General features: G+C 59.1%; 20 protein-coding genes, 1 other RNA gene and 1 pseudogene. 15 read left to right on the top strand and 7 right to left on the bottom strand.

The features are described from left to right. The first annotated feature begins 32 nt into the window (after positions 1 to 32). Positions 33 to 560 carry an outer membrane protein assembly factor BamE gene (locus tag M9827_RS21575; RefSeq protein ID WP_007915215.1) on the top strand — a complete coding sequence of 176 codons (528 nt, stop codon included), beginning with the start codon at positions 33 to 35 and terminating at the stop codon, positions 558 to 560. A gap of 60 nt (positions 561 to 620) precedes the next feature. Here the strand turns inward: M9827_RS21575 and M9827_RS21570 are convergent, their stop codons facing one another. From M9827_RS21570 to M9827_RS21560, 3 genes are read right to left on the bottom strand one after another with little or no spacing between them, the layout of a single operon-like run. Next, positions 621 to 935 (bottom strand): RnfH family protein, encoded by a 315-nt coding sequence (locus M9827_RS21570; RefSeq protein ID WP_250607066.1) that lies wholly within the window; start codon positions 933 to 935, stop codon positions 621 to 623. After that, entirely contained in the window at positions 928 to 1,362 is a 435-nt protein-coding gene (locus M9827_RS21565; RefSeq protein ID WP_003221509.1) for a type II toxin-antitoxin system RatA family toxin, read from the bottom strand. Before M9827_RS21565 ends, M9827_RS21570 begins: the two co-directional genes overlap by 8 nt. A gap of 7 nt (positions 1,363 to 1,369) precedes the next feature. Then, on the bottom strand, positions 1,370 to 2,773 hold the full coding sequence (locus M9827_RS21560) for a sodium-dependent transporter (RefSeq protein WP_250607065.1): 1,404 nt from the start codon (positions 2,771 to 2,773) through the stop codon (positions 1,370 to 1,372). A 119-nt stretch (positions 2,774 to 2,892) separates the two neighbouring features. Here M9827_RS21560 and smpB point away from each other — a divergent pair, with 119 nt between their 5' ends. Further along, positions 2,893 to 3,375, top strand: coding sequence for an SsrA-binding protein SmpB (smpB, locus tag M9827_RS21555; RefSeq protein WP_007915208.1), 483 nt, complete (start codon positions 2,893 to 2,895; stop codon positions 3,373 to 3,375). A gap of 106 nt (positions 3,376 to 3,481) precedes the next feature. Here smpB and M9827_RS21550 read toward each other — a convergent pair whose 3' ends face one another. Continuing rightward, complete coding sequence (locus M9827_RS21550) at positions 3,482 to 4,249, bottom strand: FCD domain-containing protein (protein WP_007915207.1); 768 nt, start codon at positions 4,247 to 4,249, stop codon at positions 3,482 to 3,484. 262 nt (positions 4,250 to 4,511) lie between these two features. On the opposite strand from M9827_RS21550, the gene M9827_RS21545 reads away from it, so the two are divergent. From M9827_RS21545 to ssrA, 7 genes are all read left to right on the top strand, one after another. After that, entirely contained in the window at positions 4,512 to 6,206 is a 1,695-nt protein-coding gene (locus M9827_RS21545; RefSeq protein WP_250607064.1) for a lactate permease LctP family transporter, read from the top strand. Between the two features lie 150 nt (positions 6,207 to 6,356). Further along, positions 6,357 to 7,181, top strand: a complete 825-nt coding sequence (locus M9827_RS21540) for a (Fe-S)-binding protein (RefSeq protein ID WP_250607063.1) — start codon at positions 6,357 to 6,359, stop codon at positions 7,179 to 7,181. Then, positions 7,178 to 8,632, top strand: coding sequence for a LutB/LldF family L-lactate oxidation iron-sulfur protein (locus M9827_RS21535; RefSeq protein WP_093435718.1), 1,455 nt, complete (start codon positions 7,178 to 7,180; stop codon positions 8,630 to 8,632). Before M9827_RS21540 ends, M9827_RS21535 begins: the two co-directional genes overlap by 4 nt. Beyond that, on the top strand, positions 8,632 to 9,303 hold the full coding sequence (locus M9827_RS21530) for a LutC/YkgG family protein (RefSeq protein WP_250607062.1): 672 nt from the start codon (positions 8,632 to 8,634) through the stop codon (positions 9,301 to 9,303). Before M9827_RS21535 ends, M9827_RS21530 begins: the two co-directional genes overlap by 1 nt. Beyond that, a complete protein-coding gene (locus M9827_RS21525; RefSeq protein WP_250607061.1) occupies positions 9,300 to 12,110 on the top strand; it encodes an FAD-binding and (Fe-S)-binding domain-containing protein in 2,811 nt (936 codons plus the stop codon). Before M9827_RS21530 ends, M9827_RS21525 begins: the two co-directional genes overlap by 4 nt. Before the next feature lie 131 nt (positions 12,111 to 12,241). Further along, positions 12,242 to 12,520 (top strand): PA2433 domain-containing protein, encoded by a 279-nt coding sequence (locus M9827_RS21520; protein ID WP_250607060.1) that lies wholly within the window; start codon positions 12,242 to 12,244, stop codon positions 12,518 to 12,520. A gap of 96 nt (positions 12,521 to 12,616) precedes the next feature. Further along, positions 12,617 to 13,005, top strand: a transfer-messenger RNA (tmRNA) gene (gene ssrA / locus M9827_RS21515). A gap of 93 nt (positions 13,006 to 13,098) precedes the next feature. On the opposite strand, the gene M9827_RS21510 is transcribed toward ssrA, so the two are convergent. Next, positions 13,099 to 14,139: a DMT family transporter gene (locus M9827_RS21510; protein WP_250607104.1), complete on the bottom strand. Its 1,041-nt coding sequence runs from the start codon at positions 14,137 to 14,139 to the stop codon at positions 13,099 to 13,101. A gap of 204 nt (positions 14,140 to 14,343) precedes the next feature. On the opposite strand from M9827_RS21510, the gene M9827_RS21505 reads away from it, so the two are divergent. From M9827_RS21505 to M9827_RS21490, 4 genes are all read left to right on the top strand, one after another. Continuing rightward, positions 14,344 to 15,267 carry a hypothetical protein gene (locus M9827_RS21505; RefSeq protein ID WP_250607059.1) on the top strand — a complete coding sequence of 308 codons (924 nt, stop codon included), beginning with the start codon at positions 14,344 to 14,346 and terminating at the stop codon, positions 15,265 to 15,267. A gap of 220 nt (positions 15,268 to 15,487) precedes the next feature. After that, positions 15,488 to 15,862 (top strand): DUF6124 family protein, encoded by a 375-nt coding sequence (locus tag M9827_RS21500; protein WP_250607058.1) that lies wholly within the window; start codon positions 15,488 to 15,490, stop codon positions 15,860 to 15,862. A 248-nt stretch (positions 15,863 to 16,110) separates the two neighbouring features. Then, positions 16,111 to 16,698 carry a ribosomal protein S5-alanine N-acetyltransferase gene (gene rimJ / locus M9827_RS21495; protein ID WP_250607057.1) on the top strand — a complete coding sequence of 196 codons (588 nt, stop codon included), beginning with the start codon at positions 16,111 to 16,113 and terminating at the stop codon, positions 16,696 to 16,698. A 29-nt stretch (positions 16,699 to 16,727) separates the two neighbouring features. After that, positions 16,728 to 18,206: an ArnT family glycosyltransferase gene (locus M9827_RS21490; RefSeq protein WP_250607056.1), complete on the top strand. Its 1,479-nt coding sequence runs from the start codon at positions 16,728 to 16,730 to the stop codon at positions 18,204 to 18,206. Positions 18,207 to 18,273: 67 nt separating this feature from the next. Here the strand turns inward: M9827_RS21490 and M9827_RS21485 are convergent, their stop codons facing one another. Further along, entirely contained in the window at positions 18,274 to 19,089 is an 816-nt protein-coding gene (locus M9827_RS21485; RefSeq protein ID WP_250607055.1) for a phosphatase PAP2 family protein, read from the bottom strand. After that, positions 19,086 to 19,757: a lipopolysaccharide core heptose(II)-phosphate phosphatase PmrG gene (gene pmrG / locus M9827_RS21480; protein ID WP_250607054.1), complete on the bottom strand. Its 672-nt coding sequence runs from the start codon at positions 19,755 to 19,757 to the stop codon at positions 19,086 to 19,088. Before pmrG ends, M9827_RS21485 begins: the two co-directional genes overlap by 4 nt. Before the next feature lie 251 nt (positions 19,758 to 20,008). Between pmrG and M9827_RS28060 the strand changes: the two are divergent. Both M9827_RS28060 and M9827_RS28055 read left to right on the top strand, forming a co-directional pair. Beyond that, positions 20,009 to 21,070 (top strand): annotated as a pseudogene (locus M9827_RS28060) (methyl-accepting chemotaxis protein); the annotation flags it as partial. Further along, positions 21,065 to 21,928, top strand: a complete 864-nt coding sequence (locus tag M9827_RS28055; protein ID WP_371748303.1) for a methyl-accepting chemotaxis protein — start codon at positions 21,065 to 21,067, stop codon at positions 21,926 to 21,928. The pseudogene M9827_RS28060 and the gene M9827_RS28055, both read left to right, overlap by 6 nt. Positions 21,929 to 21,969: the final 41 nt, after the last annotated feature.

Below are 21,969 nucleotides of genomic sequence, written 5' to 3'. Positions count from 1 at the left end.
GTCCCAGCCAAGATAGTGGAAGTCGCCCACCGATGCAAAACACCAAGCTCTTGCTAACCAGTTTCACCTTTGTGGGACTGCTCGCACTCGCCGGTTGTTCATTCCCCGGGGTTTACAAAATCGACATCCAGCAGGGCAATGTCGTCACGCAGGACATGATAGACCAGTTACGCCCGGGAATGACCCGGCCGCAAGTACGGTTTATCATGGGCAACCCTCTGCTTGTCGACACGTTCCATGCCGATCGCTGGGATTATCTGTACAGCCTGCAACCGGGTGGCGGTGAACGCCAACAGGAACGCATCAGCGTTATTTTCAACTCAAACGACCAGCTTGTCAGCCTGTCCGGTGACTTTATGCCGGGCGTAAGCCGTGACGAAGCCATTCTCGGCAAGGACAGTGGTACTACGGTGACCGCTCCTGCTGAAAACGCCGAGAAGCCAACACCGGAAAAGCCGGTCAAGCCAGGCTCCTTGCTGGATCAGATCCAGAAGGACGTCGATGGTGTAGAAACCGTTCCGGTTCCGACACCAGAGCCGCTGGATACCTCGCCGCAATAATTGGCGAGGCAATAAAAAACCCGGAATATCCGGGTTTTTTATTGCCTGCGATTTGGCTTTTCAAGCGTTTCGAGCCTTGGCTTCGGCAGCCTTGGCCGCTCGCAAGCGTCGAACCTCTTTCGGATCGGCAAGCAATGGGCGATAAATCTCGATGCGCTCCCCTGGCTGAATCACCCGCGAATCCGGATCAGCAACCACTTTGCCAAAGATACCCAGCGGGCACTCCGCCAGATTCAACTCGGGAAACTCGCTACCGATACCCGATGCAAGCACCGCAGCCCGCACCGTCGCGCCGTCATTGACGCTGAACGAGCGCAATACCTGGCGATCCACGGCCGCGTACACCACCTCTATCTCGATCACCGGCTCAACCATGCATCTGCTTGGCGCGTTGGCAGAATGCGTCCACTAGCGTATTCGCGGCCTGATTGAACAGCGGGCCCAACGTCGCGCGCACCAGCGGCCCGGCGTAATCGAACGACAGATCCAGGCTGATCTTGCAGGCCTTCTCGTTCAACGCCTTGAACACCCAGACACCGTGCAGCTGATTGAATGGCCCTTCTTCCAGGTTCATCTCGATCGATTGCCCCGGCACCAAAGTATTGCGCGTCACGAAATGCTGACTGAGGCCGCCCTTGGCCACGCCAACACTAGCGCGCATATGTTCCGGCGAGCTTTCCAGCACTTCAGCCGAAGAACACCAAGGCAGAAATTCCGGGTAACGCGCCACGTCGTTGACCAGGTCGTAGAGAAATTGCGCCGGGTACGGCAGCAGCGCCGATCGTTGAATATGTGTCGTCATGTGAGCGTTACTTCCAGAGCTGAGCGGCAAACACTACAAGAATGCCGATGGGCGCCACGTAGCGCATCAAGAACAAAGACAGGGCGAACAATAGCGGATTGCGGATCGACAACTCGTCGCGTACCGCTTCACGCCCCATCACCCAACCGGCAAACAGCACGAAACACAGGCCACCGAGCGGCAACATGATCCGCGAGGTGAAGAAATCGATCACACCAAAGAAGTCCAGACCGCTCTGCGCACCCCATTGGTAGAGATGGAACATCCCGCCTTCGTTCACGAAAAATTTGGCTTCCTTCCAGATATTGAAGGAGAACACCGTGCCCAGACCGACGAACCAGCAGATGAACGCCAGCCAGAAAGTCACCCAGGCGCGGCTGACTTTCGTGCGTTCAACCAGATAGGCAACCATCGGCTCCAGAAGGGAAATCGCCGAACTCCAGGCAGCAATCGCCACCAACACAAAGAACACCACGCCCATCAGTTGCCCGAACGCCACGTTACCAAAGGCAAACGGCAGACTGACAAACATCAGGCCGGGCCCTTCGCTAGGGTTCAGGCCGCCGGCGAAGACAATCGGGAACAAGGCCAGACCTGCGATCAGCGACACAAACGTGTCGAGCAGCGCCACACCGACAACCGTACCGGACAACGACGAACTCTTCGGCATGTAAGCGCCGTAGATCATGATCGAACCGACACCGACGCTCAGCGAGAAGAACGCATGCCCCATCGCCGGCAGCAAGCCGTCGAGGACTTTTTCCGGGTGGAAGTCGAACATGAAATGCACGCCTTCCATGAAATGCCCGGTGGTCATGCTGTAACCCAGCAACACCAGAATCATCACGAACAGCAGCGGCATCATGATGCGCAGGCTGCGCTCAAGCCCGGCGACCACGCCCTTGGCGATGACGAAGGCCGACAGCAGCATGAAAATCGTATGCCAAAGTGTCAGACGCCATGGATTGGAGATGACATTGCCGAAATAAGCGCCGACCTGATCGGCCGTGGCGCCCTGGAAGTCGCCGCGGCCCATATCGACAATGTAGTCGAGCGACCAGCCGCCGACCACACTATAGAAAGACAGGATCAACAATGCCGTGATCATCCCGGCAAATGCGCCCCACGACCATTTGCCCGAGTGCCCGGCTTCCAGTGCCAGCACCTTCAAGGCGTTCGCCGGACTTTGCCGGGCGCGCCGGCCGATCAGGGTTTCAGCGAGCATGACCGGGATGCCGATCAGCGCGATGCACGCCAGAAACATCAGCACAAAGGCGCCGCCGCCGTAGACCCCGACCATGTAGGGGAACTTCCAGATACTACCCAGTCCCACGGCCGAACCGGTCGCGGCGAGTATGAATACCCAGCGGCTAGCCCAACTGCCGTGGACAGAAACCTTGTCTGTCGACATCGTTTATCACGCCCAAGCGTTAGAAAAAGAGGCCGCATTGTCCGGGATTCACTCAACCTGCTCAAGCACGCAGCATCACCGTAGCCGACGGCGGTTTATCTCCATATAATGCCGCCCCTATGGCTAAACAGAAGAAACACCCAACAGGGACCATCGCGCAGAACAAAAAGGCGCGACACGATTACTTCATCGAGCATAAGTTCGAGGCTGGTCTGGTCCTGGCCGGCTGGGAAGTAAAAAGTCTGCGGGCAAGCAAGCTACAGCTGGTCGACAGCTATGTCCTGCTCAAGGATGGCGAAGCATGGTTGCTCGGCAGCCACATCACGCCTCTGATGACCGCAAGTACCCACGTCATCGCTGACCCGGTGCGCACACGCAAATTGCTGCTCAACCGCCGCGAGCTGGAAAAGCTCGCCGCCGCTGTGCAGCAAAAGGGTTACGCCTGCGTCTGCCTGTCCTGGTACTGGAGCAAGCACATGGTCAAGTGCGAAATTGCTCTGGGCAAGGGCAAGAAGGAATACGACAAGCGTGATACCGAGCGTGAGCGCGATGCCGGTCGCGAACTGCAGCGTGCCGTGCGCAACAAGGGCAAGGAAGACTGACCTTCCACCCTTGAAAGCAAAGATCGCAGCCTGCGGCAGCTCCTACAGAGGATTACGAATCTCAATGTAGGAGCTGCCGCAAGCTGCGATCTTTTGCTTTAAAGAATCACATCCCCTTGCGCCGCTCAGCCCGAGCCATGCGCTGAACCTCTTGCCGCACCTCTTCCAGCACTTCCTGCACATACAAAATATGTCGGCTGGAGACTTCCCGCGCCTGCTCCGCGCGACCTTCGATAATCGCCAGATACAACTCCCGATGCTGGGTGATCAGCATGTCGCGGGTTTCCGTGCGCTGTTTGTACATGCCGCCAATGTTGGTGACCACATTGCGCTTGAGCAGATCGAACAGCCCGCGAATGGTGTGCAACAGCACGGCGTTATGACTGGCCTCGGCAATCGCCAGGTGAAATTTCGCATCCGCCGCGCCCTCCTCCGCCCGGCTGACCTCATCGTGACGTGAATAGCAGTCCTGCAGCTCTTCGAACGCGGCGGTCAGCCGCTCACGATCGACATCGGTGGCGCGCAATGCAGCGTAATAGGCGCACGATGCCTCCAGAGTGTGCCGAAATTCCAGTAGATCGCGCTGCGCTTCAGGATTGCTTTCGAGTAACTGCAGCAGCGGATCACTGAACGTCGAGCCGAGGCTTTCCACCACATAGTTGCCGCCGCCCTGACGACTGACCAGCAGACCTTTGGCCGCCAGTTTCTGGATCGCTTCACGCAGCGACGGCCGTGATACGCCAAATTGCTCGGCCAGCGTGCGCTCCGCCGGCAGTCGTTCACCGGACTTCAGCGTACCCTCAAGGATCATCCCCTCAAGTCGCTCGACAATATCGTCAGACAAACGGCGCTGACGTATCTGATCAAACCCCATAACTCATTTCTCCACGATCCCGACCGCTCGCCGGGCTCTCTATTCTGGCCTATCGGCGCCTTGCCGACACCTACCAGACGCCACTTACCCAAACCGGATCAGATGCGATCTGCACCGTTTGTTCGACAAAAGTTTTAGGGCGGCAAATTGACACACCGCCATCAAGGCTTTTACCCTAGCCAACAGCGATTGTAAATTGGTCTTACCAATTATCCAAGAACGCTGACAGTGCCTGACCAACAACAATTAGGGGCCACCCCATATGCAAACCTGGCAACAGCTCTACAGCCCGCTCGGCAGTCTCGGCGTGTCCGCACTCGCGGCCGTCATTCCCATCGTGTTCTTTTTCCTTGCGCTCGCGGTGTTCCGCCTCAAAGGCCACGTGGCCGGGAGCATCACCCTCGCCCTGTCGATTGCCGTGGCGATCTTCGCGTTTCACATGCCGGTCGACATGGCCTTCGCCGCTGCCGGGTATGGCTTCGCCTACGGTCTGTGGCCGATTGCCTGGATCATTGTTGCGGCGGTGTTCCTCTACAAACTGACGGTCAAAAGTGGTCAGTTCGAGGTCATTCGCAGTTCGGTGTTATCGATCACTGACGACCAGCGTCTGCAAGTGCTGCTGATCGGTTTCTGCTTCGGTGCGTTCCTGGAAGGTGCCGCCGGTTTCGGCGCGCCCGTGGCGATTACTGCCGCGCTGCTGGTCGGACTGGGTTTCAACCCGCTGTACGCCGCCGGCCTGTGCCTGATCGCCAACACCGCACCGGTTGCGTTCGGTGCACTGGGGATCCCGATCATCGTTGCCGGTCAAGTCACCGGTATCGACGCGTTCAAGATCGGCGCCATGACCGGTCGCCAACTGCCACTGCTGTCGCTGTTCGTGCCGTTCTGGCTGGTGTTCATGATGGATGGCCTGCGCGGCGTACGTGAAACCTGGCCGGCTGCACTGGTCGCGGGCCTGAGCTTCGCCATCACCCAATACTTCACCTCGAACTTCATCGGACCAGAATTGCCGGACATCACCTCGGCCCTGGCCAGCCTGATCTCCCTGACCCTGTTCTTGAAAATCTGGCAGCCAAAACGCACCGCAGGCGCGCAAATCGCCGGCGCCACGTCGAGCGCAGCGATCACCGCCAGCGTCGGCGGTTTCGGCCAGAAGCGCACCACCGTGGCTTCGCCTTACAGCCTTGGGGAAATTTTCAAGGCCTGGTCGCCGTTCCTGATCCTCACCGTGCTGGTCACCATCTGGACGCTGAAGCCTTTCAAAGCGATGTTCGCCGCTGGTGGCTCGATGTACAGCTGGGTGTTCAATTTCGCGATTCCGCACCTTGATCAACTGGTGATCAAAAGCGCACCGATCGTGGCCACCCCGACCGCCATTCCAGCGGTGTTCAAACTCGACCCGATTTCCGCGACCGGCACTGCGATTTTCTTCTCCGCGCTGATCTCGATGCTGGTACTGAAGATCAATTTCAAAACTGGTCTGACCACTTTGAAAGAGACCTTCTACGAACTGCGCTGGCCAATTCTGTCGATCGGCATGGTGCTCGCCTTCGCTTTCGTAACCAACTACTCCGGCATGTCTTCGACCATGGCGCTGGTGCTGGCCGGTACGGGCGCCGCGTTCCCGTTCTTCTCGCCGTTCCTCGGCTGGCTCGGCGTGTTCCTCACCGGCTCGGATACTTCATCCAACGCCCTGTTCAGCTCGCTGCAAGCGACCACCGCACACCAGATCGGCGTCAACGACACCCTGCTGGTGGCGGCGAATACCAGTGGCGGCGTGACCGGCAAGATGATCTCGCCACAATCGATCGCCGTGGCCTGCGCCGCGACCGGGCTGGTGGGCAAGGAATCGGATCTGTTCCGCTTCACCCTCAAGCACAGCCTATTCTTTGCAACGATTGTCGGCCTGATCACGCTGGCTCAGGCCTACTGGTTCACCGGCATGCTGGTGCACTAAACCTACAAACGAAATGGAAATAACCGACGCCGATCCGTGATTTCGGCGTCAGCAATTCACAACCCGGTCTGTAAGGCTGCTGAAAGCAATGCTCTTTATATTCAGCAGCCGCCACAGACGGATAACCGGGCCCACCCGGAGACACGCCTGATGAGCGAGCTTTTTTACAACGCCGTGCCAAACGCGACCCGTGTGGCACCGCCACTGCCCGAACCTCGGCAATACCCCAGCGAGAAACCGTCGCGGGTCTACCTGTTCGGCACGTGCGTGGTCGATCTGTTCTACCCCGAAGCCGGGATGGACGCGATCCACTTGCTGGAGCGCGAAGGGATCCGGGTCGAGTACCCGCAAGGGCAGAGCTGCTGCGGGCAACCGGCCTACACCTCGGGTTACACCGAGCAGGCGCGGACGGTGGCGCGCTCGCAATTGGCGCTGTTTGCCAGGGATTATCCGGTGGTGGTGCCGTCGGGTTCCTGCGCCGGCATGCTGCGTGAGCATTACGCCGACTTGTTCAAGGACGAGCCGGAAACGTTGAAACAGGTTCAGGCCCTCGCGGCCCGCACCTATGAATTGGCGGAGTTTCTGCTGTTCGTCTGCAAGGTGCAGCTCAAGGACAGCGGCGACCCGGTCAAAGTCGCGCTGCACACTTCGTGTTCGGCACGCCGCGAAATGAACACCCACCTGCACGGCCGCGAGTTGTTGGCGCAGTTGAGCAACGTGGAACGGGTCAACCATGACCACGAAAGCGAATGCTGTGGCTTCGGCGGGACATTCAGCGTCCGTATGCCAGACATTTCCGGCGCGATGGTGGCTGACAAGACCCAAGCGTTGAAGGATTCCGGCGCGCACAAGGTGTTGAGCGCCGACTGTGGCTGTTTGATGAACATCAACGGCGCATTGGAGAAACAAAAAGCAGCGCTGCGCGGGCAACATCTCGCCAGCTTTCTGTGGCAACGAACCGGGGGTGCGCAATGAGCACTTCCGCGATTATTCCTACGGTCGCCGTAGAAGAAGATTTCCGTACTCGGGCACACAACGCCCTGGGTGATCAGCAGTTGCGGAACAACTTCCGCACTGCAATGGACTCACTGATGGTCAAGCGGGCAGCCGCTTTCAGTGATGCCCACGAAAGAGAACATCTGCGTGCCCTGGGCAATTCGATCAAGGCCCGCGCGCTCTCCAAGTTGCCCGACTTGCTCGAGCAACTGGAACAGAACCTGACCCGCAACGGTGTGACAGTGCATTGGGCGGAAACGGTGGACGAGGCCAATGGCATCGTCTTGTCGATCATCCGCGCTCACGAGGCGCGGCAAGTGATCAAGGGCAAATCGATGGTCAGCGAAGAGATGGAGATGAACCATTTCCTCGAGGCTCGAGACATTGAATGTCTGGAGTCCGACATGGGGGAATACATCGTCCAGCTCGACCACGAGAAGCCTTCACACATCATTATGCCGGCGATCCACAAGAATGCCGGTCAGGTCGCGTCCTTGTTCCACGACAAACTTGGCGTGGAATACACCAAGGACGTTGACCAACTCATTCAGATCGGTCGCAGAGTCCTGCGGCAGAAATTCTTCGAAGCGGACATCGGCGTTTCCGGTGTCAACTTCGCCGTGGCCGAAACCGGCACCCTGCTGCTGGTGGAAAACGAAGGTAACGGCCGCATGACCACCACCGTGCCGCCGGTGCATATCGCCGTCACCGGTATCGAAAAAGTCGTGGAAAACCTGCGTGACGTGGTGCCGCTGCTGTCACTGCTGACGCGCTCGGCGCTGGGCATTCCAATCACCACTTACGTCAACATGATCTCCGGCCCGCGCAAGGAACACGAACTCGACGGCCCGCAGGAAGTGCATTTGGTGCTGCTCGACAACGGTCGCAGCCAAGCCTTCGCCGACAGTGAACTGCGTCAGACCCTGAACTGCATCCGCTGCGGCGCCTGCATGAACCATTGCCCGGTGTACACCCGCGTTGGTGGCCATACTTACGGCGAGGTGTATCCGGGACCGATCGGCAAAATCATCACCCCGCACATGGTCGGTCTGGCCAAAGTTCCGGATCACCCGAGTGCATCTTCGCTGTGCGGTGCCTGCGGTGAAGTCTGCCCGGTAAAAATTCCTATCCCGGCCATCCTGCGGCGTCTGCGCGAAGAAAACGTCAAAGCCCCGGACAGCCCGAATCAGGTGATGCGCGGTCAGGGCAGCAAGTATTCGCGCAAGGAACGTTTCATCTGGAATGCCTGGGCCAAGCTCAACAGTTCTCCGACGCTGTATCGCTTGTTCGGCTTCTTCGCCACGCGCTTGCGTGCCCTGACCCCGAGCAATGTTGGCCCATGGACACAAAACCACAGCGCGCCGAAACCCGCTGCCCGCTCGCTGCACGACATGGCCCGCGAGCACCTGGCCAAACAGGGAGATCGCTGATGAGCGCAAAGCAAAATATCCTCGCCAAGCTGCGGAAAAGTCTGACTGGCGCCACGCCGATTGCCGACAACTTCGATGTCGATCTGGTGACGCAGCCTTACACCTACAGCGCCGAACAACGCATCCCGCAACTGCGCAAATTGATGGAAGCGGTGCACACCGAAATCCACCTGTCCTCGGGCGAAGCATGGCCGGCGTTGCTCGCGCAGTTGTTGCGCGACCGCCAGTTGCCGAGCCTGCTCATCGCACCGACTACAGCGCATGGGCAACAAATCACACAGCACTGGGCGAACAATCCCGACCTGCCGACACTGAAATCCTACGATCGGCCGATGGAAGAGTGGAAAGCCGAACTGTTCAACGACACCCCGGCCAGCCTCACCGGCACCCTCGGCGCAATCGCCGCCACCGGCAGCCTGATCCTCTGGCCAACCCGCGAAGAACCGCGTTTGATGAGCCTGGTACCGCCGGTGCATTTCGCCCTGCTCAAGGCCAGCGAAATACGTGACAACTTCTATCAGGTGCAAGAGGAATTCGAGTGGGCCCAAGGCATGCCGACCAACGCGTTGCTGGTGTCCGGCCCGTCGAAAACCGCTGACATCGAGCAAGTGCTGGCCTACGGCGCCCACGGCCCGAAAGATCTCGTAGTTCTGATCCTGGAGGACCAATGACGCTTCCGGTGAATTTCCTGCGTGATGCGCAACAACTGATTCCGGCCGAGCGCCGTTTTGATGACCCGTTATCGACGCTGGCCTTTGGCACCGACGCCAGTTTTTATCGACTGATCCCGAAACTGGTAATCCGCGTCGAGTCCGAAGATGAAGTGGTGGCGCTGCTGAAACTGGCTCAGCGCGACCATGTCCCGGTGACCTTCCGTGCGGCGGGCACCAGCCTCTCCGGCCAGGCGATCAGCGATTCCGTTTTGATTGTGCTTGGGGATAACTGGAACGCTCGCGAGATTCGCGGCCAAGGTATGCAAATCCGTCTGCAACCCGGCGTAATCGGCGCACAGGCCAACGCGTGGCTGGCACCGTTCGGGCGCAAGATTGGCCCGGACCCAGCGTCGATCAACGCCTGCAAAATCGGCGGTATCGTTGCCAACAATGCCAGCGGCATGTGCTGCGGCACGGCACAAAACACCTATCACACGCTGGCCGGCATTCGATTGGTGCTGGCCGATGGCACGCGTCTCGACACCGAAGACGCTGCCAGTGTCGCCGCGTTTCGCAATAGTCACGGCCAGTTGCTGGAGCGTTTGGCGACCTTGGGCCGCGAGACCCGCGCCAACGCCGAACTCGCCGCACGAATCCGCCACAAATACCGTTTGAAAAATACCACCGGCCTGTCGCTCAACGCCCTGGTGGATTTCGATGAGCCTGTGGATATCTTGAGCCACTTGCTGGTCGGCTCCGAAGGCACCCTCGGCTTTATCAGCGCGGTGACTTACGACACGGTGATTGATCATCCGAACAAGGCGTCGGCGCTGATCGTATTCCCGGATGTGGAAACCTGCTGCAACGCGGTTACCGTGCTGAAAAGCCAACCGGTGTCCGCCGTGGAACTGCTGGATCGTCGCAGTTTGCGCTCGGTACAGAACAAACCGGGCATGCCTGCTTTCGTACAACAGCTGTCGAACAATGCCTGCGCGCTGCTGATCGAATCCCGCGCCGCGTCTTCCACGTTGCTGCAGGAACAACTGGCGCAAATCATGGCGTCGCTCAGCGGCTTCCCGGTGGAGAAGCAGGTCGACTTTACCGAAGACCCTGTGGAAAACGCCAAGCTCTGGGCGATCCGCAAGGACACCTTCCCCGCTGTCGGCGCGGTGCGCAAAACCGGCACCACGGTGATCATCGAAGACGTGACTTTCCCCGTCGAACAACTGGCCATCGGCGTGAACCGATTGATCGAGTTGTTCGACAAACATGCCTACGACGAAGCGATCCTTTTCGGACACGCGCTGGAAGGCAATCTGCACTTCGTCTTCACCCAAGGCTTCAACAACCCGGAAGAAGTCGCACGCTATCAAGCGTTCATGGACGACGTCGCGCAACTGGTCGCCGTGGAGTTTGGCGGTTCGCTGAAAGCCGAACACGGCACCGGGCGCAACATGGCGCCGTTCGTGGAACTGGAATGGGGCAGCGACGCCTATCAACTGATGTGGCAGCTCAAACGTCTACTCGACCCTAACGGTATTCTCAACCCGGACGTGGTGCTCAGCGAAGACCCGCAGATCCACCTCAAGCACCTGAAGCCGCTGCCGGCAGCCGACGAGATTGTCGACAAGTGCATCGAATGCGGCTTTTGCGAACCGGTCTGCCCGTCGAAAGGCCTGACCCTCAGCCCGCGCCAGCGCATTGTGATCTGGCGCGATATTCAGGCGAAAAAGCGTGCCGGCGTCGACACCCGAGAACTGGAAGAAGCTTACGAATATCAAGGCATCGACACTTGCGCCGCGACGGGGCTATGTGCACAACGCTGTCCCGTAGGCATCAATACCGGTGAGCTGGTGAAAAAGCTGCGCGGCCGACACGCGACGCATCAGAAAACCGCTGACTGGATCGAAGGAAATTTCGCCAAGACCCTGCAAGGCGCACGCTTCAGCCTGCACGTGGCCAACGGCGCACGAATGATGCTCGGCGCACCGCGTCTGACGAAACTTTCGGCAACCATAACGCGCCTGTCCAAAGGTCAGGTACCGTTGTGGACGAATGCGATGCCGCAACCGGAGAAGGCCATTCGTTTCAGCCCCAGCGTGGCGGACGAGCGCCCGCGTGTGGTCTATCTAGCTGCATGTGTATCGCGAGTGATGGGCCCGGCGGCGGGTGATAAAGAGCAGATGTCGCTGTACGACAAAACCCGTGGCTTGCTGGAAAAGGCCGGCTACCAGGTGGTTTTCCCGGACAATCTGGACAATCTCTGCTGCGGTCAGCCCTTCGCCTCGAAAGGCTACGCCGAGCAAGCAGAGCACAAGCGCCAGGAGTTGATCAGCGCCCTGTTGCACGCCAGTCGCGGCGGCCTTGATCCGATCTATTGCGACACCAGTCCGTGCACGTTGCGCCTGGTGCAGGACGTAGGAGAAACCCGTCTGGATCTGTACGACCCGGTGCGTTTCATTCGTACGCACCTTCTCGATCGACTCGACTTCATCCCGCAAGATGCACCGATTGCCGTACACGTGACCTGCAGCACTCAGCATCTGGGCGAAAGCCAGGCGCTGATCGATCTGGCGCGCAAGTGCAGCAACAACGTGGTGATCCCGGAAGGCATTCATTGCTGCGGGTTTGCCGGCGACAAAGGCTTCACCACGCCGGAGCTGAACAGCCACTCGCTGCGCACGCTAAAGGATGCGGTGCAGCATTGCAGCGAGGGGATTTCCACCAGTCGCACCTGTGAGATCGGCCTGACGCAACACGGCGGAATCGACTACCACGGGCTGGTCTATCTGGTGGATCGCGTGACCCGGGCGAAGGCCTGCTGAAGAAAAATAGAACCCTTGAGTTCGACTGTAGTCCACAGAATAACCCCGACTGATCGGGGTTTTTCTTCCATACGGTTGCCCGTCCTGACGGCCAGCGAAGTCTGGACCCCACTCGGTTCAAGGAGATACACATGAAACGTTCTGTACTGTTAGGTCTGTTCGTTACTGCATCGATGATGGCTTCCACTTCGTTCGCCGCGGACAAGCCTGCTGACCTGTGTGATGCCAATATTCAGACGATCAATAATGCCAAGGGGCAGCTGTCAGCGAACCCTGAGCTGAGTCAGCGTGCTAATGCCAGTGTAACCAGAGCTCAGTCGCTGAAGGCCGAGGGCAAGATCGATGATTGCGTTGCGGAAACCTCGCAAACCATCGTCGAACTGCGCAAAGCCACCGGTACCAACAACTGATCAATGTCCTGGCCAATCTTCGGGTTGGCCTTGCGGGCTGTTTGGCGTACACTGCACACGCTTGTTGCTCAATCAGATGTACCGAGCAATGAGTTCGGGGCCGTTTAGGATTCGACGCCGGTTGCGAAACTTTAGGTGCATGCCGACTTGGTAACAGAAGTCGTAAATCCACTGTTGCAACTACTTATAGTTGCCAATGACGACCAATACGGTGTTGCTCTCGCTGCTTAATTGCAGCTGACAATGCTCCTGGTACCTTCGGGTCCAGCAATCATCAGGGGATGTCTGTAAACCCAAAATGATTGTCATATAGAACAGAATCGCCGTGCAGTACGTTGTGGACGAAGCGGCTAAAACTTACACAACTCGCCCAAAGCACCCTGCCCTTCGGGTCGCTGAGGGTTAACTTAATAGAAACGGCTACGCATGTAGTACCGACAGCGGAGTACTGGCGGACGGGGGTTCAAATCCCCCCGGCTCCACCAACTCTCAACGACAAAGCCCGCCAAGTGCGGGCTTTGTCGCATCTGGCCCTCCCGTCCAGCCCCTCCCGCCAAAAACCACCCCGTCCACACACCTCAGTGCTCATGCCGATGATGCACATCCGGAAAATGCGCATGGCTATGCCGAATCGGCGTATGCACATGCGGATGACTGTGCGGCTCCGTTCCATCCCAGTCAAACCCGTGCGTATGCTGATGATGCTCGTCGTGTGTATGACGATGATCGTGCTCGAGCCGTTGGTGCTGATGCTCATGAGCATGGTTCTCCATCAGATGAATCCATACCCCCACGACCATTAACGCGGCAGCGAGCAGGAACATCAGCGATACCGACTCGCCCAGTAGCAGAATCGAGATAGCGGCGCCCAGGAACGGTGCGGTGGAAAAGTATGCGCCGGTGCGTGCACTGCCCAGCCCGCGGAGGGCGAGGACGAACATCACCAGGCTGACGCCGTAGCCGAGAAATCCGACCAGCAGGATGGGCACCAGCGTGGTGGCCGCAGGCATTTGCGTGCCGATGAGCAAGGCCAGGCCGCAGTTGACCAGACCGGCGACAAGGCCTTTGCTGCCGGCGATGAACAGTGCATCCGAGGCAGAGACTTTCCGCGTCAGGTTATTGTCGATGGCCCAGCAAAAGCAGGCGAAGGCGACGGCCAGTGGCCCTGTCCAGTCCTGCGCCGAGACGGCCTCTTGTGGCCAGGACAACACGACACCGCCGGCCACGATGGCGAGCATGCCGATCACGATTCGCCGATCGGCATTTTCCTTGAACACTACCCAAGCCAGCAGTGCCGTGAGCACTGATTCCAGGTTGAGCATCAGTGACGCGCTCGCGCCGGACGTTCTGGTCAAACCGAACATCAACGCCACCGGCGCCAGCACACCACCGAAGCCGATGGCGCCGGCCAGCCACGGCCATTCGCCGGTGCCGAGTCCGGAGCGCTGCCAGCCTCGATCGCGGGCAAAACGCAGGACGGTCAAGCCCAGACCGCTGCCCAGATAGAGCAAACCGGCCAATAGAATCGGTGAAATCTGTACCCCCAGCAGCTTGGCGAGTGGTGTGCTGGCGCCAAACAATGCTGCCGCAACCAAAGCGTAGAGAACGCTCACATTCATGACGGGATTACTCGCTCGGGCCGATGGAATACCGGCAATGATCATGGCAAAACTCAGGTGAGAATTATGTGAACAGCTGATTCGTGTCAGGAACATGACCTCATGCACGTGCTCAAATCCAGCAACATTTAATCCGCGTAATCACTGAGCGCCTGCTCGACACAGCTTCTATGCTGCGTACATCGAGATGCAATGGAGTTGAAGATGAAAAGCTGGATTGCCGCCGCGCTGGCCGCATTGATTTCTCTGCCGGTTCTCGCAGCAGATACTGGCGCTGTGCGCGTCGAACCGATCGCTTTCACAACCAGCGCCGACAGTGTTCAGCGCAAACAGTCGATCAAGGGCGACCAGACGGCGGAGTACAGATTCAACGCCAAGGCCGGCCAGATGCTCACCGTCGATTTCAAACCGTCCAACACCTCCGCCTACTTCAACATCACCGCCAAGGGCGCGGATTACGCGCTGTTCAACGGTTCGATCATGGGCAATCACTTTTCTGGCTCACTGCCTTCCGATGGGGAATACACCGTTCAGGTGTATCTCATGCGCAATGCGGCACGGCGCAATGAAGTCGCCAACTATGCGTTGTCTCTGAGGCTCGCCTCCGCCGATGCGGTGGACGGGACAAAACCGTTCAACCAGACACTGGAATTGCAGGGCATCGGCTTTCGCGTCAGCGCTGAGCAGGTCGATGGCCAACGGGTTTTGCGCATTGAACCCAAAGGCCTGGAAATCGATAACAGTGTGATCACCCGGCCACTCAAGGGCGATATCGTCCGCGCCGAGATTGGAGATCTGAACAACGACGGCTCGCCCGAAATATACGTTTTCACCCGCATTCCCGGACGCGGCATGCCGGGCGATCTGATTGCCTATTCGGCCAACAACAAGAAATCCCTGAGCGAAATCTACCTGCCGCCGGTCAGCGACAATCCGAAAATCGCTGAGGGTTATCAGGGCGAGGATTCGTTTGCAGTGGTGGAAAACGCGCTGGTGCAGCGCTTCCCGGTGTATGACAGCACTGACGCAGGCGCTGGCCGCACGGGGAAGATGCGCCAGGTTCAATACACGTTGGTGGCGGGCGAGGCCGGGTGGGTGTTGCGCGAAGATAAGGTGGCGGAGTACTGAGTTCCATCACCGGCTCACGCCAGCGGATAAAACCCGAAAGCGGTTAATCGCCACGCCCTCCTTCCTACATCGAACGTCCTAGGAAAATTCCCGCAACACGCGTCGACTTTGATGAACTGGTGCACCTTTCCTCATGACGTTACGCTCCACGACCACTGCCATCCAGCGGACGGTTTGGCAGCCGCAATTGCAGTGAATGTTCACTCCACGGAGCTACGTCATGAAGAAAATCCCACGCCTTTCGCTGGTTGGCCCGGCACCGTCCGATGCGCCAGCGTCCAGCAGCCAAACGCAATCGAATACCAGCGCACGCAGCGAAGCGCACAAACGGCGCCGTAGCATCCCGCTCAATCAACTCATCAGGGTGCGCGACGATGTCGACACACTGACCCTGCTCACCCACGCCAGTGAGATCCTCGATTCCCTCGCGGCCATCAGCGCAAACTTTGCCGATGAGTTCGACGGCTCGAAACGCCATGTGGCGGTGGCGATGAAGCAACTGAGCGCACTGGCCGAGATCCTTATTTGTCGGGCTCGGGACAATCTTGATCCGCAGAAGCCGCTGAACACTACCGGGCCTGAAACCCGCCATTGACGGGCGAAACCCCGGCGCTCGGTTGCGCTTCGGACTGCATGGGTGCCGCCCATCGAGATGAATTTTTCTTCACTGCAGCTGCGCGGCCAACCCTTGTACAGTCCGCTGGCTCATTCAAGAAACTACGGTTCGCCCGCGCTCCTGCGGGCTTTTTTTTGCCTCAAACAAAGCCCCCTCTTCGCCACGACTTGCCGTAACCCGGCGGATTGCGCGACTCTGCCGGAAGATCCCCCATTCCGGAGCGCCCGATGCCACTGTTGACCCTGCCCTGCCAACGCCTGACGCTCGCAATACTCGCTCCAGAGCAGGCCGAACTTGAAAGCGAGTTCTACCGACGCAACCAGCGCCACCTCGCGCCATGGTCGCCCATCCGCACCACAGAATATTTTTCCAGCGAGCAGATTCGCCGGCGCCTCGACGTGCAGGCCAGTGCATTCGAGGCCGGGCTGGCCATGCATTTTGCGCTGCTGACCCCGGATGGCCAGCAGATGATCGGCGCCTGCAACTTCAGCGGCATCATTCGCGGGGCCTTTCAGGCGTGTTATCTCGGTTATCACATCGACGAGTCTCGGCAGGGTCAGGGCTTGATGCAGGAAGCGCTGGAGGCTGCCATTGGTTACATGTTCGACACCCAGAACCTGCACCGGATCATGGCCAATTACATTCCCGGCAATGAGCGCAGTGCACGCCTGCTTGAACGCCTGGGTTTCGAACGTGAGGGTTATGCCAAGGCGTATCTGAACATTGCCGGGCGCTGGCAGGATCATGTGCTGACGGCGCTGGTCAATCCGCTGTTCGAAACGCCGGAGAAGCGTTGGTCGCGACAACTGGCCTAGCTTCACAATTTGTTCAGGATTGCCGACGTATGCTCAGGTCTCCCGCCCCTTCCGGTTGCCTGATCATTATGTCGCGTGCCGTCACTTCGCTGTTTCTGCTTGCCGCCCTGTTGTTTTTCTTCGCGCTGGGTGGCCATCAATTGCAAGGTTCCACCGAAGCCCGCGTCGCCGGGATCGCCATGGAGATGCACCTGGACGACGACTGGGTGACACCTCGTTTGTTCGGCGAACCGTTTCTGGAAAAACCACCGCTGAGCCTGTGGCTGGATGCGGGTGCGATGCGCGTGTTCGGCGTTTCACCGTGGGCCGTGCGGCTGGCATCGGCGGTTGCCGGGTTGCTCAGCGTGATGGTGTTGTACGGGATGATGCGCCGGTTTGGACGACCGAAAATGGTCGCCTGGACCGCCGGCATTCTTCTCGCGACCATGGCCAGTTACTGGAGCAATGTGCGCGGCGTCGGCGAGGACGCGCTGCTCGCACTCGGCGTGAGCACAGCGCTGCTGGCCTTTTTCCAGGCGCAACGGGCATCGACGCCGGGCAACTCGCTGTTGTTTGTCTTCGGGATTGCCATCGCCACGTTGAGCAAAGGCGTGCTGGGGCTGGCCATGCCGGGGGTGGTGATTTTTGCTTATCTGCTGGCTGACAGCCTGATGGACAAACGCCTGAAAATCGCAGATTGGTTGCGACCCGGTTTACTCACCATGCTCGGTTTGATCCCGCTGCTGATCTGGCTCGTCATCCTCTACCAGCACGGCGGCGAACAAGCCGTCAAAGAGGTGCTGCTGACCAACAGCGTCGGGCGCTTCAGCGGTTCGTTCGTCGAGGCCGGGCACTACGAACCGTTCTATTACTACCTCGCCAAACTGCCGGAAGCCTTTTTGCCGTGGAACATTCTGGTGTACCTGGGGCTCTGGCATTTCCGCAAACAATTGAAGGCCGACCGTTACCTGCTGTTTTTCAGCCTGTGGATCGTGGCGCAGTTCATCATGCTGACGTTGGCGTCGAGCAAACGCACGGTGTACCTGATGTCGATGACACCCGCCGCTGCGGTGATCGCAGCAGAGTATGCGGGCGTGCTGTTCGAGCGCTTGAAGCAGTATGAATCCGGTAATGGATTCGTAGGCCGAATCGCCCGGCAGCGTCAGACACTGGCAGTCGGTGTGCTCACGCTGGTGATCGGCAGTTACCTCGCCGCCGCGCAGTGGGCATTGCCTCATGCCGACAAAAAGCTTTCGTTCCTGCCGTTGAGTGCAGAGATTCAGACGCTGCAAACCGCCGGGCATCAAGTCGCGCTGTTTCAGGCCAATGAGCGGGTCGGTGGCGCTACGGTCTTCTATACCCAGCAAGTGCTCAAAGGCTTGGATACCGACGCGCAGTTGCGAGATTTTCTCGCGGCATCACCCTCGCATGTCGTGGTGATGGCCGGCGACAGCGAACCCACCGCCCCACTGAAAGTGCTCAAGACAATGATGGTCGGACGACAGGCGTATTACTTCGTCGGCTATTGAGGGCCTGCGCAGCCCCATAAAAAAACCCGCCGATGATTGGCGGGTTTTTCATTTGATCCGAACGGGCTCAGATAGAGACTTCAGCACTGAAAGCTTTCTGCTCACGCTTGCCCAGCACCGGCAAATCCAGCCGCGCCCGCCCGTAGAACGCCAGCGCCGTCAGCAAACACGCCAGCCAGACAAAGATCCCGGCCCAGAACGTGTGGGACATGTAATGCCAGCCCTGCAGCACGCGAGTAGTGCCGTAAACCAATCCCAGCAGCAGCGAGCCCCACAAGATGGCACTGGAAAAACGCCATTGATAGCGCCTAGCTACGAAATACAGTGCCAGCATGGTGAAGCCGCCCGACGCATGGCCACCCGGCCAGCAACGGCCACTGCCGGCTTCATGAAACAGTTGAAAATTGCTGTACCACTCGATGTGGGCCATTTTCCCGCCGTACAGCGTGGTTTCGATCGGGCAGTAAACGCTGGTGTGGGATTTGAGGAAGTGAATCACCCCGGTGCAAACGGCAAATGCGACCACCACAAACAGAAAGTCCCTACGATGATCAGCGGCAAATCGCAGCACAGGCGCGACTTTGCTGCGCTCCAGCATTGCGCCGAGGCGCGGACGCTTGTGCGGATTGACCAACGGCCAGACCACCGACAGCAGCGCGCCGATCAGGGCGATTTCCGCCGTCCAGTTGGGAATGATCCGCGCCCATTTGTGCGTGAGTTTTTCGAAGAAGTGGATTTTGTCGATCGGGAAGGTTTGTGTCAGCGGATCGAACAGCAGGTTGCTGAAGGCGATGTCGATTTTGGTCATGTCGAACATCAGGAACACCAGCGCCGCACAGACCAGCGGAATACCAACGTTGTAAACGTAGAAGCGGGATTTCATCGGGTGTTCACCGTGCGCCAGTCGGAGGCTTCAATAAAGCCGAGCATCTTGGGAGCCGCCGGGCTGGCAGCAGAGACGAACAACGACGAGCCGTAACCCGCGTTTGAAGTCGATACGTTGAGGTCTTTCTCGATTTGCGCCATGCACTCGCTGTGGGTCACCAGAATCAGGTTGCGCCCCGGGATCTTGTGGGTCAGCGCATCCTGCAACATGCGCCCCCGGCAATTGATCAACCAGTCGTCGCCACTGGCGGCATGGTTGAACATGTAACCGGCGGTCTGCACCGTGCGCATCGACGGGCTGTTATAGATGTCGGCGTTGTCCAGGCCCAGTTGCTCGAACCGCGCACCGACCGCCACCGCGACACTGCGCGAGCGATCGGTGATGCCGTCATTGCCACTCAGGCACGCAGCCCGGGAGTGATCGCAACGCTCAACGTGCCGCACCAGCACGATCATCTCGCCCTTGGCCCACCCCGCCGCCAACGCTTGCGCACCGGCGACATTGCCGTGGGCCAGGTCCGGCACCGCCGCCGGCGCCAGCAACCACAGAGTCAAAGGGAGCACCAGAATCGAAGCGGCCAACACCACCCAGGTGTTGCGAAACCGCGCCAGACCGCTCAGGTCGATCGAGCGTTTGACGCCGAACAGACTCAGTCTCAATTCCACAAAAACGCCTCGCCACGTTGCTTCACAGGTCATTCGATGCGGCGAAAGTACAGAGACGGGCGTGGGCAGCCAGTGAAACCCATGTGAAAAAAGTCTTGGGATCCGTTGTTACAAATTCCGTAGGACAAAATCCTTTCAGCTCTGGGAAATGCGGCCGATACAGACCTGCTAACACCCTTGCTGGCTCAAAAAAACAACAATCTTCCAGCCTAACCGACGACAAGAAACCCAACGTTTCTGGAGGATTTTTGATGAATAGCTGGTTCGGCAACATCAGCGTGAACATGAAATTGGGCCTGGGCTTCGGCCTCGTGCTGGCCCTGACCTGCGTATTGGCCCTGACGGGCTGGACCAGCCTCGGTGGCCTGATCGACCGCAGCAACTGGATGAGCGACATCACCCAGCTCAATGCGGGTTTGACCAAACTGCGCGTGGTGCGCCTGCAATACATGCTGACCAATGGCGATGAAACCGCCGCGCAGAACGTGCAAACCACCCTTGAAAGCTTCGCCGCGCAACAGCAGAAGCTGATCAACAGTTTCAAGAGCCCGGAAAACGTCAAACTGCTCAAGGAGCAGGCAGCGACCATCGCTGAATACCAGACCTCGCTGAACAAAATGCGCAACGCCTATCGCACCGGCAACAGCGCCCGCGACAGCATGAGCGTGAGTGCCGAGACCGCGTACAACCAGATCGAATCGATCAGCAAACGCGTGCAGCAGATGGACATGAGCGAGCAGCGTTTCGAACAGTTCCAGGCGATCACCGCCGCCAAGGAAGCGTTCATCCTCGCGCGCTACGAAGTGCGCGGCTACACCGCCACCAGCAACGCCGAAACCGAGCAGAAAGCCGTCCGCCAGATCGACGCGGCCATCGCCAGCCTCAAGTCTTTGAATGCGCAATTTGCTGCGACGCAGCAAGATGCCTTGCGCCAATTGGAATCCGCGTTGACCAGCTATCGCAGTGCGTTGATGGCGTACAAGAACGCCAACACCGATGCTGTGCAGGCGCGTAAGGAAATGACCGACCAGGGCAGCACCATCGTCGCCCTGAGCGAGCAGCTGTATCAGATCCAGCTCGATCGCCGTGACGCTGAAAGCGCCCAGGCACGCACCTTCCAGTTGATCAGCACCCTGCTGGCGCTGTTGGTCGGCGTGATTGCTGCGGTGATCATCACCCGTCAGATCACCCGTCCGCTGCAAGAAACCCTGGCCGTGGTCGAACGCATTGCCAGCGGCGACCTGACCCAGAACGTCACCGTCACCCGCCGCGACGAACTCGGCGTGCTGCAACAAGGCATCGCGCGCATGGGCGTAACCCTGCGCGACTTGATCAGCGGCATCCGCGACGGCGTGACCCAGATCGCCAGCGCCGCCGAAGAACTCTCGGCCGTGACCGAGCAGACCAGCGCCGGCGTGAACAGCCAGAAGGTCGAGACCGATCAGGTCGCCACCGCCATGCACGAGATGACCGCCACCGTGCAGGAAGTCGCGCGCAACGCCGAAGAAGCCTCGCAAGCCGCTGCCGCCGCTGACGGCGAAGCCCGTGAAGGCGACAAAGTGGTCAACGAAGCCATTGCGCAGATCGAGCGTCTGGCCAGCGAAGTGGTGCGTTCGACCGAAGCCATGAGCGTGTTGCAACAGGAAAGCGACAAGATCGGCAGCGTGATGGACGTCATCAAAGCCGTGGCCGAACAAACCAACCTGCTCGCCCTCAACGCCGCGATCGAAGCCGCCCGTGCCGGTGAAGCCGGTCGTGGTTTTGCCGTGGTCGCTGATGAAGTTCGTGGCCTGGCTCAGCGCACACAGAAATCCACCGAAGAAATCGAAGGCCTGGTCGCCGGTCTGCAGAACGGCACCCAGCAGGTTTCGGCGGTGATGAGCAACAGCCGCGCCCTGACCGACAGCAGCGTCGCCCTGACCCGCAAGGCCGGTGCATCGCTGGAAAACATCACCCGTACGGTGTCGAATATTCAGTCGATGAACCAGCAGATCGCTGCGGCGGCTGAACAGCAAAGTGCAGTGGCTGAAGAGATCAGCCGCAGCATCATCAACGTACGCGACGTGTCGGAACAGACCGCCGCAGCGAGCGACGAGACCGCCGCGTCGAGTGTTGAACTGGCGCGTCTGGGTGGTCAGTTGCAGCAGATGGTCAGCCACTTCCGCGTTTGATCTTGATCTCGCGCTGAAGCAAAAAACCAATCGCGGGCAAG

The organism is Pseudomonas sp. AKS31, assembly GCF_023634765.1.
GTDB lineage: Bacteria > Pseudomonadota > Gammaproteobacteria > Pseudomonadales > Pseudomonadaceae > Aquipseudomonas.
This window is presented reverse-complemented; position numbering and strand designations above follow the sequence as displayed.